Raw genomic sequence first — 15166 nt, forward strand, 5'->3', positions numbered from 1 at the left:
AAATTAACGGGATTCGCTTGTCTTAGTGCAAACGTTTTCTGGAACCAGATCCTCGACTTGCTCGCTCGTATATCCGAAGCGGCGCTGTCGACTTGCGTAGTCGTTCAACGCGAGTTCGAGTGATTGTTCGTCGAAATCTGGCCACAAGGCAGGCGTGAAATAGAGTTCGGTGTAAGCCAGCTGCCACAACAAGAAATTGCTAATCCGCTGTTCGCCACCGGTGCGAATGAAAAGATCGGGCTCGGGCAGATCCGTCAGGGTCAACTGAGATTCAAAGACATCCGCGCTAATGTCTCCGGAACACAGCTCGCCTCGTGCGACCTTTTCGGCCAGCGCACGGGCAGCCTGCAAAATATCCCAGCGGCCGCCGTAATTAGCCGCGATGGTCAGGTTCAAATGGGTATTCGAACTGGTAAGCCTTTCGGCGGCCGAAATCTTTTCCTGCAGCGCGGGCGAAAACGCCGCCCGATCGCCGATCACCCGAAGCCGGACGCCATTTTCATGAAGCTTTTCGGTTTCCCGCTCCAAGGTTGTCAAAAACAGCTCCATGAGCAGAGACACCTCTTGCGGAGGACGCCGCCAGTTTTCGCTGCTGAAGGCGAACAGGGTGAGCGCCTCGATTCGGCGCTTCAGACAGTGTTCGATAACCTTTCGTACTGCCGAGACACCGGCGCGATGCCCAGCCGTACGCGGCAGAAAACGCTTTTTTGCCCAACGGCCATTACCATCCATAACGATGGCGATATGGCGGGGCAGCCGGTCATCATCGATAGGGACAGCGGGCACTTCCATATTTAGGTTCCGAACTGATCATCATTTTGGAAAACGAGATGCCCAACCGTTCCTGAGTGAAATCGGTTTCGCCGGGGGCACCATCGAATACTGGCTGATAATTATTGAAGAAAGAGCCGAATTTCGACACGACCGGAAGGGACCGATTAAATTGCCATTAAGTCCGCTTCCTTTTCGCTCAGCAAACCATCGACGTCTTTAATGTACTGATCGGTCAATTTTTGAACTTGCTCTTGACTGCGTCGCTCCTGGTCTTCCGAGATTTGCTTTTCCTTCAACGCAGCCTTGAGCTCATTATTGGCATCGCGCCGTATATTGCGAATCGCGACCCGAGCATTTTCGGCTTCGTGACGCACGACCTTGATCAGGTCGCGCCGCCGTTCTTCGGTAAGCGGCGGCATGGGGACACGGATTACCGAACCGGCAGTCGAGGGATTCAGCCCCAAATCGGACGTCATGATCGCCTTTTCGATAGCCTGAACCATACTGCGCTCCCATGGGGTCACGGTCAGTGTTCGGGCATCTTCGACAGCGACGTTGGCCGTTTGCGTTAACGGTACCTCGTTGCCGTAGTAAGACACCATGATGTGATCCAAGAGGCTGGGATGAGCTCGGCCGGTCCTTATCTTGGCAAACTCATGCTTGAGCGCCTCGATACTCTTCTTCATTCGTTCCGCAGTCCGTTTTTGAATATCGTCGATCATGGTTATCTACCGGTTTCAATTAAGGATCCAATATCTTCGCCCAGAACCACGCGCATGACGGCCCCGGGATCGAACACGTTCATCACCCTCAGCGGCATATTATGGTCGCGGCACAAAACCAGCGCCGTGGCATCCATTACATTAAGGCGTTGATCCAAGGCCTCGTCATAGGTCAGCCTCGAGTAAAACCGCGCATTGGAATCCTTGAGCGGATCCGCCGAATAAACCCCCTCCACTTTAGTGGCCTTAATCAGCAACTCGGCATTGATCTCGATCGCACGCAGGCTGGCTGCCGAATCCGTCGTGAAAAATGGATTGCCGGTACCCGCAGCAAAGATGACTACCCGCCCTTTCTCAAGGTGTCGGACTGCACGACGCCTGATGTAATCCTCGCAAACCTGATTGATTTTCAAAGCCGACATGACGCGGACCGGCTGCCCGAGTTTTTCAAGGGCGTCCTGCATAGCAAGGGCATTCAGGACTGTGGCCAGCATACCCATGTAATCGCCGGTAACCCGATCCAAGCCTTCTGATGCCTTTTCCGAGCCACGTATGATGTTGCCGCCCCCAATGACCAGCCCCACCTGGACACCGATCTGACACAAATCATTTATTTCGTGCGCTAGACGCTTAATCGTTTGTGGGTCGATACCACTTCCCTGTTCACCCATAAGCGCTTCGCCGCTTAACTTCAGCAGAATTCGGGTGTATTTAGGCGCGCTCATCGGTTCAAATTCTGTGTTGTCGATTGGTTATCCGCAAACCCCTGACGGGTCGCCGTGCAAAGCACTCCGCCAGAGGTTTACTCACGAAAGTTTAACTGTTTCTTACTTGTGCCATCACTTCTTCGGCGAAATTGCTTTCTACCTTTTCTATGCCTTCGCCAACCTCGAATCGTACAAAGCGACCTACGCTAGCTCCTCGGCTACTCAGCAACTTACCGACAGTCTGATCGGGATCTTTGACGAAAGGTTGACCGAGCAAGGTAACTTCCCCCAGGAATTTCTTGATCTTGCCCTCTACCATTTTCTCGACGATATTAGCAGGCTTCCCTTCGGCTTCAGCCTGCGCCTTGGCGATATCCCGCTCCTTGGCGACCGTTTCGGCAGGCACGCCTTTTTCGTCCACGCACAAGGGTTTGCTAGCCGCGACGTGCATGGCAATATCCCGACCCAACTCCTGATCACCGCCGACCAACTCGACAAGAACACCGATCCGGGTTCCGTGCAAATAACTCGCGATATTACCGCTTTCCGATGTAATGCTCTCGAACCGCCGCACATTGATATTCTCGCCGATTTTGGCAACCATAGCCCGGCGCGTTTCCTCCACGCTGGATCCCGAGGACGGCATCACAGTAGCGAGCAATTCGTCGAGCGAACTAGCTGTCGAATCCAATGCGGTTTGCACGACGTTATTGACGAACTCTACGAAATCATCGCCCTTGGCGACGAAATCGGTCTCGCAGTTGATTTCCACGATGACCGCACGCTTACCATCAGCACTCGTTTTCGTAGAAATACGGCCTTCGGCGGCAGTGCGGCCAGACTTCTTGTCTGCTTTCGCGAGACCCGCTTTCCGCATCAACTCAACTGCGGCTTCCATATCACCGTTGGCATCCTGCAACGCCTTCTTGCATTCCATCATCCCCGAACCGGTGCGTTCGCGGAGCTCCTTCACCATTGCGGCACTGATATTCATTGACCGAACCTCATCATTAATTGCTTATCATCGCTATTCAAGCATTTACGCTTATAAAAACGCCCCCTGATGGAGGCGTTTTGAGCGTATCAACGCATTCAGGCACGAAAAACGCATGCCTTACTCGGCATATGCGCTAGCCGCTTCCGCAGCGGAATCCGAACTCGTCTCGGTATTTGACTCCATCTCCACAAATTCGTCTTCCCCTCCGGCAAAATCGAGACTGTGCGCCTTGCCTTGCAGGATGGCTGTCGCGGCGCTCTGCGCATACAGCTGAACAGCACGAATGGAGTCGTCGTTGCCCGGTATGACATAGTCGATGCCGACCGGGCTGTTGTTGGTATCGACAATGCCGACGACCGGAATGCCCAGCTTTTTCGCTTCGCTGATGGCATTCTTTTCATAGCCTACATCCATAATGAACAACACCTCCGGAAGCCGGTCCATATCCCGAATCCCGCCCAAACTATGCTCCAACTTCTCCAACTCGCGCATCATGCCGAGCGCTTCCTTCTTGTTGAACCGCTGCAAGCGACCGTCGTCCCGCATCGCTTCAAGCTCTTTCATGCGAGCGATAGATTGTTTGATGGTCTTGAAATTGGTGAGCATTCCGCCCAACCAGCGATAATTCACATAAGGCATACCACAGCGCTTGGCTTCATCTTCGATGACCTTGCGGGTGGTTCTCTTGGTGCCGACGAAAAGAACTCTGCCTCTGTTGGCCGCCTGCTGTTCGAGGTATTTCATGGCCTCATTGAACAGAGGTATAGTCTTTTCCAGATTGATGATATGGATGTTGCTCCGCGCGCCGAAAATATACGGAGCCATCTTGGGATTCCAATAGCGCGTCTGGTGACCGAAATGTACGCCGGCCTCCAGCATTTGGCGCATGGTTACATTGGACATTCAAATCTCCTAATAGAGCTGAGCCGGATTGAACCGGCGATGGGTTGAGCCTCCACGCACCCCAACCGGCGACCAAATCACGGGGATGTGGCACCCCGCCGGACGTGACGATACGTGTGTGTTATTGCCAAAAATAGCAGCGCTTTATACCATAACCTGCTTTATTCAACAATCCGACCCTTTTCCCGCATCCTCGCTCGACCGAGCGCCACACGAATCAACGAATCTCGCGATGAGCATCATCCTGAAAACGCCTGCCGAAATTGAGAAAATGCGTGTCGCGGGCCGACTCGCTGCACAAGTATTGGAAATGATTGAGCCATTCGTGGTTCCCGGGGTAACGACTGAAGAACTGGATCAAATTTGCCACGACTACATTGTCGATGTGCAAAAAGCCATTCCCGCTCCCTTGAATTACAAGGGATTTCCCAAATCCATCTGCACCTCGGTGAACCATCAGGTATGCCACGGCATACCAGGTCCGAAGAAACTGAAAAGCGGCGATATCGTCAACATCGACATCACCGTAATTAAGGACGGCTATCACGGCGACACCAGTAAAATGTTTCTGGTCGGTGAAGTGCCCATACGAGCCAAACGCCTGGTGAAGATCTGTCAGGAGGCCATGTATCTGGGAATTCAGCAAGTACGTCCTGGCGCGCGGTTGGGCGATATCGGCTTTGCCATTCAGCGTCATGCGGAGTCCCACGGCTATTCCGTCGTGCAAGAGTTCTGCGGGCACGGTATCGGCCGGAACTTTCATGAAGACCCCCAGGTGCTCCACTACGGCAAATCTAATACCGGAATAATGCTGGAACCGGGTATGATTTTCACCGTCGAACCCATGATCAACTTGGGCAAACGCTACGTGAAAATACTTCCCGACGGATGGACCGCTGTAACTAAAGACCACAGCCTGTCCGCACAGTGGGAGCACACGGTTTTAGTTACGGCGGATGGCTACGAAATCCTCACCCTGCGTCAAGAAGAGGCACACGCGATTGAAAACGGCCGACTTAAACTCGCCGCGTTATGACGATATCCTTTCGTCCGCCGAGCGCATCAGGTCGCTTAGAGAACATATCCAACAGAATAATGCGGAGCTAACCGAGCGCTTTCACGCCGGCATACCAGCCGCCGAACTGATTCGGGCGCGCTCCGATTTCATCGATGAACTGCTCGGAGCCTGCTGGAATCATTTCCTCGGATCCGACGCCGAACAGCTCGCACTTATTGCGGTAGGGGGCTATGGCCGACGCGAGCTGCACCCTTACTCCGATATCGATGTTTTGATTCTCCTCGATTTTCACCACAGCGGCGCGAATCGAGCCGAAGAACCGCCCTACCGGCAAGGCTTGGCCGATTTCTTCAATTTGCTGTGGGACATTGGCCTCAAGCCCGCTCACAGCGTCCGTACGATCGAAGAGTGCGTGGAACAGGCCCGGCAAGATGTGACGGTCATCACCAATCTCATGGAATCCCGACTGCTCCATGGTTCCTCGGCGTTGTTCAAGGAGCTGTGGGCGCGTATCGGCCCCGAACATCTCTGGTCCTCGCGAGAGTTCTTCGAAGCCAAGATGGCTGAACAAGCCGCACGCTATGCCAAATACCACGACACGGCCTACAACCTGGAGCCTAATATCAAAGAGGGCCCGGGCGGTCTCCGGGATATCCAAATCATCGGATGGATTATCAAGCGCCATTACAATGCGTCGAATCTGAACGATCTGCTCCTGCACGGCTGGCTAACCGAAGCGGAGCACGGCGAGCTCATGCAAGCGCAGCATTTCCTCTGGCAGCTCCGTTTCGCCTTGCACACGTTGACCGGGCGTTGCGAAGATCGCCTGCTGTTCGAGTATCAAAAGGAGCTGGCCCTACAGTTCGGATATCAGGATCCGGACGTCAACCAAGCGGTCGAGCAATTCATGCAGCGCTATTTCCGCACCGTCATGGGACTGGAGCGGCTGAACGAAATGCTATTGCAACTGTTCAAGGAAGCCGCACTGCATCGCGATGAAGATGCCGTAATCCTCCCGATCAACAGAAACTTTCAGGCGGTCAACAACTACATCGAGGCACTGCACCCGAACGTTTTTCGGGAACAGCCTCTTGCCCTGCTGCAAATATTTCTCCTATTGCAGCAAAACGCCAGCTTGTTAGGCATACGCGCCGCGACCATCCGGCTCATTCGCCAACATCTCTACCTGATCGACGAGAATTTCCGCAACGATCCGGAAGCTTGCCGGCTTTTTATGGAAATCCTGCGCCAACCGGGAGGCATCACGCATCAACTGCGGAGGATGAACCGCTACGGCATTCTGGCCGCGTATCTCCCGGCTTTCGGCCGCGTCGTCGGCCGCATGCAGTATGATCTCTTCCACGTTTACACCGTGGACGAACATACGCTCTTCGTAGTACGCAACCTCAGACGATTCGCTCTAGAAAAGCACAGAGCCGAGCATCCCCTCTGCAATGAAATTTTTCAGATCATCGAAAGACCGGAGCTTCTATACATTGCCGGCTTAATGCACGACATCGCCAAAGGTAGCGGCGGCGATCATTCCGTCATCGGCGCGGACATTGCCGAGGGTTTTTGCCAACGCCACGGCATAAGCCGTCGGGACACCGACCTGGTCAAGTGGCTGGTTCAGAACCATTTGCTCATGTCCATGACAGCTCAGCGCAAGGATATCAGCGATCCAGACGTCATTCATGAGTTCGCCACCGCCATCGGCAACCAAGACACGCTGAATTATCTATATCTCTTGACCGTGGCCGACATTCGCGCCACCAACCCGAACCTGTGGAACTCGTGGAAAGACGCCCTGCTCAAGGAACTGTATCTCACGACGCGGTGGACATTCCGACGAGGACTCACAAAACCGCTGGAACAAGAAGAAAAGATCAATGCGGTCAAAGCGGAAAGCCTTGCTCTGCTGAGGCGCTTAGGCATCAGCGACCGAACCATCGAAAAAGTCTGGCAGATGGTTAACGACGAATATTTTCTGCGCTATTTGGCGGAGGAAATCGCCTGGCATACCGTGGCCATCAGCGCCTGCAAGCCGGGAGACTTACCCCTGGTCCTGTTGCGCCCGGTCAGCCAGCGGGGGAGCGCGGAAATTTTCCTGTATGCGAAAGACCAGGATTTCATATTCGCTTACAGTACGGCGGTTTTGGACCAACTCGGATTGACCGTCTTCGACGCCAAGATCATCACTTCCGCCGATGGCTATGTGTTGAACAGCTATCACGTCCTCGAGCAGACTGGAGAACCGATCAACGATCACCTGCGGCAGGCCCAGATTTGCAGCCGATTGCGGGCATGCCTGCTACAACCGAGCTGCACACCGCTACGCGTCCATCGGCGCGAACCGCGGGAAATAAAACATTTCACGGTACCCACTCAAATTTATTTTCACGACGACCCGCAGAACCGTTATTCGATTCTGGAATTGGTCGCCACCGACCGCCCTGGGCTTTTGTCGAAGGTCGGCCAAGCGTTCAGGGAATGTGACGTGCGCCTCTATAATGCAAAAATTTCCACCATCGGCAGCAGAGCCGAAGACATTTTCTATATCACCGACCATCGCGATCATCCGCTAAACAGCGAACTCCAGAAGCGCCAATTGAGCGAAGCGATCATCGCGCTGGTGGGAACAAATTAAACGTTTTTCCGCATCCGTTTCAGATATAGCGGAGTCCGCAACCCCGTTTTTTCGTCAAAGACTCGTGCTATGCTTGCGGCGACCGATCAATGGGTCGTACCTTTTGGAAGCCATGTTTCCAAGCCTAATCGGAGGATAAAGCCATGCCGACGGTTGCAGATCCGCTGCTCGAAAACTGGTATCAAGATGCCGAGACCGGACGATCGTTTCGTGTTGTCGCATTGGACGAGGAAAACGACGCCATCGAAATCCAGTATCTCAACGGCGATCTCGGCGAATTTGACTTTGCCTCTTGGTACGAATCGCCTTTTGCGCCTATAGAGCCCCCCGAAGACTGGAGCGCTCCTTTCGATGACGTGGAAATCGATGACCTCGGTTACACCGATCCGGATTTGCATGAACCGGATCAGCGGGATCTCACCTTGGACGACTTTCTAAACGAAGAAGACGAGCATTGATTTTCGCTTGGCTTGACTCGCCTCGTCGCCGCCCGAACGATCACGATGCGGGAAATGCGCTGTATCGCTCGATGAATCCGAACGTTTCGGCTACGGGCTTGCAGGTTAGATGTCCCTGGTAAGTGTTTACGGCCTTGGCAAACCCTGGATTTTCGCGAAACGCCGTCAAGCCCTGATTGGCTAACTGGAGGACATAGGGAAAGCTGGCCTCGGTTAAAGCGATCGTCGATGTCCGGGGATAAGCGCCGGGCATGTTGGTCACGCAGTAATGGATGACGCCGTGCTTCTCGTAAACGGGTTCTGAATGAGTAGTGGGCCGCGAAGTTTCCACGCAGCCGCCCTGATCGATGCTGACGTCGACGATCACGGAACCGGGCTGCATCGATCCGACCATTTTCTCGGTCACCACGTAGTCTGCCTTGGCCCCGTGCCGCAATACCGCGCCGACGACTAAATCGGCTTCACATATACGGCGTGCAATGACGTCCGGCTCGGAAGCAAAAAACTCGAGTTCCCCTGAAATTTCGCGCTGCATCCGCTCGCCCTTGGCCTTGTCGATGCCTGCAACAGAAACCTGAGCCCCAAGCCCCCACGCCGTCTGCGCGGCGTGAAAAGCCACGACCCCGTCGCCTACGATCAACACCCTTCCGTGTCTCGCGCCCAGAACCTTGCCGAGCTGCACCCCTCTACCGCCATTGAACTCGGCCAGATAATAAGCACCGACCAGTGCCGCCATATTACCCGCGACCGCGCTCATGGGAGCGAGAATCGGCAATCGACCGGATCTGTCCTCCAAGGTTTCGTATGCCACCGCCATAGTGCGGCGTTCCAGTAAGATCTCAGTGAGCGAGCGAGGAGCCCCCGCAAGATGGAAGAAGGTAAACACGATCTGATTTCGGAGAAAAAGGTACTCCGGTTCTATCGGCTCTTTGACCTTGAGAACCAAGTCCGAATTCCATGCGTCCTCGACGCCGCAAATACGAGCGCCCATCCGAACGTATTCCTCATCCTTAAATCCGGAACCGAGCCCCGCATTCGTTTCGATCAAAACTTCGTGCCCCGCCTCGACAAGTATCGATGCTTGATGCGGCGTCAGCGCGACGCGGTTTTCGTTATTCTTGATTTCTTTAGGTACCCCGATTCTCATAGCAGTATGCAGCTCTACAGACTTGAAACTTATGAACGATTGTATACGTTCGGAGGAACCAGGCCATCCTCAGAACGACTCGAGCTTATTCTCTAGTCTAACCGTAGTCGACGCTTTGGCGTGTAACCCAGAGCCACATACTCTGTCGAGCGATCAGTCAGCAAAAACAATTATCGAGGCCGACATCTCCGCGATTCTAAAGTGAACATCAGAGCCCGACTGAATCGGCCTCAATATCGTAGCGAGGCGGAGGTTTGTGCCTCCGCCCCGATGCAGACAATCTTGTTCGCGCTTTGCCACGCGAATCCAAGACCGGAAGGTCTGGTCCGCGAGATCGCTCACCGGCGCCATTCGGCAACCAGCTTAAGGCATTCCCGGCGCCACTGGCACTCGAATTCTTTGCACTCCATGCGATCCTCGGACAAAAAACATGCGGCTTTACCCCTGGCTCGTTGGATAGCCCACACGAGTTGTTTTTCTGTACGGAAATATTCGAGGTCTCGGATACCCTCATGGCGGGCTAAATTCAATAGCTCTGCAGCGATCATCAATCTCTCCTTGGTTTCAGATGCATAAAAACAGCGCGACTACGCGTCTCAACTTCCTTGGAACGAACTTATCGATTAATTGAAAGCCCCTAAGAGCCTATCCCAGTAGACCCGTTGCCCGCCAAGTAATGATGCCGCAGGCCAAGTGCAGCATGGCAAGATAGGTGTCGGTTCGTTTTTCCCAGCGGATCAAAATCCGGCGGAATCGGTTGAGCCAGCTGTGGGTCCGTTCGACCACCCAGCGCCGCGCCTTGAAACCGGCTTCCTTCTTGATCGCTTCGGCCTCCTCACCGCGCGCTCGAATGTGAGCGGTAAACTGAAAGGCCTTGGCCAAGTCCCTCACCTCGTCATAGTCATAGCCTTTGTCCAGGCACAAGCCTTGCGGCTGCTCCGGCGTGGGTACAGGGCGCGGGACGCCGATGGCCGCCAAGGTGGACCGCGCCAGCTTCAGGTCGTGCCGATTGGCGCCGGCAATCACCACACTCAGCGGCAGGCCCGCGCCATCGGTTAACAGGCTTCGCTTCGCACCTTGTTTGCCCCGGTCGGTCGGATTCGGTCCCGTTTTTTTGAACCCGCCAACGGCGCTTTCGTCATGGCCCCATCCATGGCCAACCACGACCAGTCCAAGCCCTTCAACGCATCATAAGTCAGCAGTCCTTCGCGCCAGAACGCCTGGAACACCCCGGCTTCGGTCCACTCGACAAAGCGGCGATGGGCCGAACTGCTGGAGCAAATCCCGGTGGCGTTCAGCGCATTCCACTGACACCCGGTCCGGAGCACAAACAAGATCGCATTCATCGCCTGTCGGTCCGGCACCCGCGGGTTATGGCACCCGAGCGGATGCGGTTTACGCGGCGGCAAGAGCGGTTCCATCCGTTCCCACAGCTCATCCGGAATGCGCCAGCCATCATCTTTCGTCACCAGTCCCATAAGAGCCCCTCTTGACTCGAAATTTCGGCATTAGAGGTCGCTCATCACGCTTTTGTTCCTACTGGGATAGGCTCTAATTCTCCTTTTTAGCCTGTGAAAAACATTCTTCTCGCCATAAACAACCATGCTGATCGCAGGCAGCATCGCGAGCCGTACCGAAGCAGTCGAAGTTTCCTTCGACAATCTGGATCTTTCGGATCAGATCCCGCTTGTTCATGCGGCCTGGAACCAAGCCCATACGTTTGGCGATCTCCCGAACTTCATCGACACGCATAACGAACCTCCTCCGGAAATCGATTAATTCTGAGATACGAAGTTGATGATTGCATTACAAGGACCAAACCAGCCTTAAGGAAATCCAGCCATCAAGCGTCTCAGGACTTTTCAAGCAACATGCGTGCCGCAAAATCGGCCGCCCCGATCAACCCAGTGTGAAAATTCAAGGCAACACGGACCGGGACAGCGCAGAGAAACTCGGAAAGCCGGCCTTTAGCACAAAAACCTTGCATGAAATGGCCGTCCTGTAGTGCGGGCAGAATCTTTGGCGCAATGCCGCCGCCGACCAGCACGCCGCCGGTAGCGAAACACCTCAAGGCCAAGTTGCCGGCCTCCGCACCAAAAATGCGCGCGAACAGGGCCAGAGTTCCCCGACACAGCGCATCTCCCCGATGCAAGGCATGCGTGGTGATTTCCCGTGCGGGGTCCTCCGCCTTCTTTATCGCGCCGGCCAATTCGGGCGATTCGGGCGCATAGTTTATGTCGCGTAGATACTCGTAGACATTGACGATTCCCGGTCCGGACAAGATCCGTTCATAACTCACGTGCCCTCCGAACTTGTTTCGAAGATATACAAGCAAGCCGTCTTCCATGGTGTTGTTGGGCGCAAAGTCCCCATGCCCGCCTTCGGTTGCCAATGCACGATAGAGATGACCATCCCAGTACAATACCGCCTGGCCGAGCCCGGTACCGGCTGCGATGACCGCCCGGTTGCCGGTTGCGGGCACTGCACGGGGATTCAGCTCGACCCACTCGTCGGGCCGCAGCCAGAGCAAACCTAAGGCCATGGCCTGAAGGTCGTTCAGCAATTTCACCTTGGAGATGCCCAGCAGGGGCATCAGGCGCCTCTCGTCAATCAACCAGGGTAGATTGGTCGTTTGGCAGCGGCCGTCGACGACGGGGCCCGCGACTCCGAAGCAAGCGGCGTCCAGCGGTTCGCTCTGATCCCTCAAGAAATCTTTAACAATGTCCTCGAACGAGCCATATCCCGCACTCGGATAGGTCTCCTCCCTCAATATTGATGCGGGCAGTCCTTCCAGCCCCCCGTCGTACAAAGCCAGGATCGTTTTCGTTCCACCCACGTCGCCCGCTAGTAGCATGACGGCCCTCCCTGTCTCTTAGGAGAGATCAATAAAATCGGTATTCCTGAAACGTGCTCACCCTCCCCTTCTTGTCGAAGAGCAGCACGGCGAACGGATCCTTTTTCCCGCCCATTTCCATTCCAGGCGTACCCGCAGGCATGCCGGGAACGGCTAATCCCGCCGCCTCGGGCTTGGCTTGCAACAGCTTCTGGACATCCGCAGCGGGAACATGGCCTTCGACTACGTAACCGTTGACCAGCGCGGTATGGCAGGATTGCAAATTCTCCGGCACTCCCAGTTCTTTCTTGATCCTGTCCATATCGTTGGATTTGATATCGCGCACGGTAAAGCCATGTTTTTTCATGTGCTCCAGCCATTTTCCACAGCAGCCGCAAGTAGGGCTGCGATAAACGGTCATTTCCACCGGGTTCTCGAGGACCGGTACGCCTTTGTCCCATACGCTCTCTTCAGCACGGATCGAAAACGGCGACAGAACTACCGTTAGTAGCATCAAACGCAAAAATTTCATTGATCACTCCAGGTTTAAAACGTTTCCCCGTTCAAAGTGGCGACCACCGAGCGCGACCCTGCAAGATCACGGTGCTCGCCCAAATAGATGCCCTGCCAGGTGCCTAACAGCAATCGCCCGTCGCCGACCGGAACGGTTACGCTGGAGCCCATCAGACAGGATTTGATGTGGGCCGGCATATCGTCCTCCCCCTCCAAGGTATGGGTGTAATGAGCCGAGCCGTCGGGCGCCAGACTTCTCAGGTGAGTTTCCAGGTCGCGCCGCACGCTCGGGTCGGCGTTTTCATTGAGAACCAACGATGCGGAGGTATGCTGAATGAAAAAATGAGCGATACCGATGCGGAATTTCCTCAATTCAGGCAAAAGCCCCAGCAATTCTTCGGTGATTAGGTGAAAACCGCGCGCTCGCGGTTTTAACGCGATTCGTTTTTGTAGCCACATTTTGGCGTATCGGATTATCTGCTTTATGAATTTTATTAATCAGGCCCGTAAATACCCTCCTGGTATTTCGGGCCGCCGCCCAGGCCGGTACAAGCCCGGCCTGGGCTCACGCGGCTTGTCGCCGCGCCGGGGCATCCCTGCCCCGGATTAACCCGGCCTATATTTATAGGCCGGGTTAATAATTATGGTTTCACCATAGCCAATCCGTCATACGGCGTAAATACGCGTTTTCCTGACTTGATTAAAACGTCGAGAACACTGCGGCGGACTCCGAACGGTCAAAACACTTTCACCGCCGTGGCTTTAAAACTGACCCAAACTTCCTTCCCCAGTTCCAAACCGAGGCTTTGCAGCGATTCGAGTGTAATCCGGGCGTTAAGTTTCTCGCCGATATCAATGGTAATCCTCGCCCGCCCCGCCTCTTCCGCGATCATGATGATACGGCCGCGAAACGAATTACGGAGACTGGAATTCAGAGGTTCCGGGGAGAGCACGATCTCCTCGGGATCGACGGAGAGATGCGATCCCTGATCCAGCGCACGCGGCACCTGTATCGCCAGCTTGCCGGTGTCGAACACGCCGTTTCGTAGCGCTCCGCGAAACAAATTGACGAGCGGCGCCCCGACCGATCTTCCGGCGAAAAGGCTGATGGACTCGTCGGCGAGCGCGATACCCTGCACCTGCTCATGGGTGCTGAACACCACCGTGTTCCCACTTTGCCGCGCATAATTCGAGAGCACCTGCTCGACCAAGCGCACATTACTTTGATCGAGATACGTAAATGGCTCGTCGAACAACAGCACTTCGGGTGCCGGAGCCAGCGCTCTCGCCAAGGCAACCCTCTGTTTCTCGCCTCCGGAAAGCGCCCTGACGGATCGCTTTTCGAATCCGGCAAGTCCCACTCGCTCCATTGCATCCATTGCCCTGCGGTGCCGCTGTTCCTTTCCGATACCGCGCAGCCTCAGTCCCAACTCCACGTTATCCATCACGCTACCCTGAAGCAGATAAGGACTTTGGGCCACCAACCCAACGCGGCGCCGAAGTGCCAGAACGTCCTCTCGCCTGACCGGCTGACCGAAAAAATACATTTCGCCGGCATCCGGATGAATCAGAAAAGCGAGCAGCTCGAGAAGCGTGCTCTTACCGGCGCCGTTCGGACCGATCAGCGCCGTAATCCGGCCGGCGGAGATCGCCAGATGATCGATGGTCAACGCCGGCTTATCGCCATAAGCAAAAACCACGTGCTCCAGCCAATACGCTCGCTTCAACCGGCACTCCGGTCCGCAGATTGCAGTAGCCAATTCACCGAAAACGCGACCAGCAGCAACATCATGCCCAAAGCCAAACCGAGCTCGAACTCGCCTTTACTCGTCTCCAGCGCGATGGCGGTCGTCATGGTACGGGTAAGCCCCTGGATGTTCCCGCCCAACATCATCGCCGTTCCCACTTCTCCGATGGCTCGCCCGAAACCGGCCGCAACCGCCACCAACAGGGCCAAGCGGGTTTCCGACAATACCAGCCCGAACTGCTGCGCCGGGCTGGCGCCTAAAGAGCGCAACGTAGGCAGCAGACGCGGATCGGCGGATTCGACGGCGGTCATCGCAAGATTCATGATGAGCGGAAAAATCAGCACCGCCTCGCCTATGATGACGGCCGTCGGGGTGTACAAAAGAGCGAACTCGCCCAACGGCCCGCGACGGCTGAACAACCCGTAAAAAATCAGGCCGATCATAACCGTCGGCATCGCCATCAAGGCGTTCAAGCTCCGCCGCAGGAGCCGCTTTCCCTTAAATTCAATAGATGCGGACCAGACGCCGGCCGGAACCGCGAGAAGCGCTGCGCAAACGGTTGCGGTAAGCGAGATCTCGAGCGATGTCCAGACGATTCGGTAAACCTCGGGATCGAACTGAAAGATTAGACGGAGCGCGGCAAAAAAAGAATCGACAAAGTAGTCCATGAAGGAATAACAGGAGCGGCAGGACCGAATT

At 55.2% G+C, this 15166-nt stretch carries 15 protein-coding genes and 1 pseudogene; 3 read left to right on the forward strand and 13 right to left on the reverse strand.

Features of this window, described 5'->3' with window-relative positions:
- Positions 1-3: 3 nt before the first annotated feature.
- The 5 genes from uppS to rpsB form a co-directional block, all read right to left on the reverse strand.
- Positions 4-792 carry a polyprenyl diphosphate synthase gene (uppS, locus tag ACR2TX_RS01810; RefSeq protein WP_077731262.1) on the reverse strand — a complete coding sequence of 263 codons (789 nt, stop codon included), beginning with the start codon at positions 790-792 and terminating at the stop codon, positions 4-6.
- A 146-nt stretch (positions 793-938) separates the two neighbouring features.
- Positions 939-1496: a ribosome recycling factor gene (gene frr, locus ACR2TX_RS01815; protein WP_077731263.1), complete on the reverse strand. Its 558-nt coding sequence runs from the start codon at positions 1494-1496 to the stop codon at positions 939-941.
- Between the two features lie 2 nt (positions 1497-1498).
- Positions 1499-2221 carry a UMP kinase gene (gene pyrH / locus ACR2TX_RS01820; RefSeq protein ID WP_077731264.1) on the reverse strand — a complete coding sequence of 241 codons (723 nt, stop codon included), beginning with the start codon at positions 2219-2221 and terminating at the stop codon, positions 1499-1501.
- Between the two features lie 91 nt (positions 2222-2312).
- Positions 2313-3197, reverse strand: a complete 885-nt coding sequence (gene tsf / locus ACR2TX_RS01825; protein WP_077731265.1) for a translation elongation factor Ts — start codon at positions 3195-3197, stop codon at positions 2313-2315.
- Between the two features lie 120 nt (positions 3198-3317).
- Positions 3318-4103, reverse strand: a complete 786-nt coding sequence (rpsB, locus tag ACR2TX_RS01830; protein ID WP_077731266.1) for a 30S ribosomal protein S2 — start codon at positions 4101-4103, stop codon at positions 3318-3320.
- Positions 4104-4335: 232 nt separating this feature from the next.
- Between rpsB and map the strand changes: the two genes are divergently transcribed.
- The 3 genes from map to ACR2TX_RS01845 all read left to right on the forward strand — a co-directional run bounded on the left by map (position 4336) and on the right by ACR2TX_RS01845 (position 8226).
- Entirely contained in the window at positions 4336-5139 is an 804-nt protein-coding gene (map, locus tag ACR2TX_RS01835; RefSeq protein ID WP_077731267.1) for a type I methionyl aminopeptidase, read from the forward strand.
- Positions 5060-7768 carry a [protein-PII] uridylyltransferase gene (glnD, locus tag ACR2TX_RS01840; protein WP_077731268.1) on the forward strand — a complete coding sequence of 903 codons (2709 nt, stop codon included), beginning with the start codon at positions 5060-5062 and terminating at the stop codon, positions 7766-7768. Before map ends, glnD begins: the two co-directional genes overlap by 80 nt.
- Before the next feature lie 143 nt (positions 7769-7911).
- Positions 7912-8226, forward strand: a complete 315-nt coding sequence (locus ACR2TX_RS01845) for a DUF6763 family protein (protein ID WP_077731269.1) — start codon at positions 7912-7914, stop codon at positions 8224-8226.
- A 40-nt stretch (positions 8227-8266) separates the two neighbouring features.
- Here the strand turns inward: ACR2TX_RS01845 and ald are convergent, their stop codons facing one another.
- The 8 genes and pseudogenes from ald to ACR2TX_RS01885 form a co-directional block, all read right to left on the reverse strand.
- Positions 8267-9373, reverse strand: a complete 1107-nt coding sequence (gene ald / locus ACR2TX_RS01850) for an alanine dehydrogenase (protein ID WP_077731270.1) — start codon at positions 9371-9373, stop codon at positions 8267-8269.
- Positions 9374-10018: 645 nt separating this feature from the next.
- Positions 10019-10851, reverse strand: a pseudogene (locus ACR2TX_RS01855) (IS5 family transposase).
- Between the two features lie 73 nt (positions 10852-10924).
- Positions 10925-11125, reverse strand: a complete 201-nt coding sequence (locus tag ACR2TX_RS01860; RefSeq protein WP_077731273.1) for a Rho termination factor N-terminal domain-containing protein — start codon at positions 11123-11125, stop codon at positions 10925-10927.
- Between the two features lie 100 nt (positions 11126-11225).
- Positions 11226-12227 (reverse strand): glucokinase, encoded by a 1002-nt coding sequence (gene glk / locus ACR2TX_RS01865; protein ID WP_077731274.1) that lies wholly within the window; start codon positions 12225-12227, stop codon positions 11226-11228.
- A gap of 28 nt (positions 12228-12255) precedes the next feature.
- Positions 12256-12738, reverse strand: coding sequence for a DUF411 domain-containing protein (locus tag ACR2TX_RS01870; RefSeq protein WP_086134459.1), 483 nt, complete (start codon positions 12736-12738; stop codon positions 12256-12258).
- Positions 12739-12752: 14 nt separating this feature from the next.
- Positions 12753-13178 carry a secondary thiamine-phosphate synthase enzyme YjbQ gene (locus ACR2TX_RS01875; protein ID WP_077731275.1) on the reverse strand — a complete coding sequence of 142 codons (426 nt, stop codon included), beginning with the start codon at positions 13176-13178 and terminating at the stop codon, positions 12753-12755.
- Positions 13179-13456: 278 nt separating this feature from the next.
- Positions 13457-14446 (reverse strand): ABC transporter ATP-binding protein, encoded by a 990-nt coding sequence (locus tag ACR2TX_RS01880; protein WP_086135217.1) that lies wholly within the window; start codon positions 14444-14446, stop codon positions 13457-13459.
- The gene (locus ACR2TX_RS01885; RefSeq protein WP_434114109.1) at positions 14443-15135 is read right to left on the reverse strand and encodes an ABC transporter permease; all 693 of its coding nucleotides are present in this window, start codon (positions 15133-15135) and stop codon (positions 14443-14445) included. Before ACR2TX_RS01885 ends, ACR2TX_RS01880 begins: the two co-directional genes overlap by 4 nt.
- Positions 15136-15166 lie beyond the last annotated feature (31 nt).

Origin of the sequence: Methylocaldum sp. GT1BB (assembly GCF_051027545.1) — a bacterium.
GTDB lineage: Bacteria > Pseudomonadota > Gammaproteobacteria > Methylococcales > Methylococcaceae > Methylocaldum.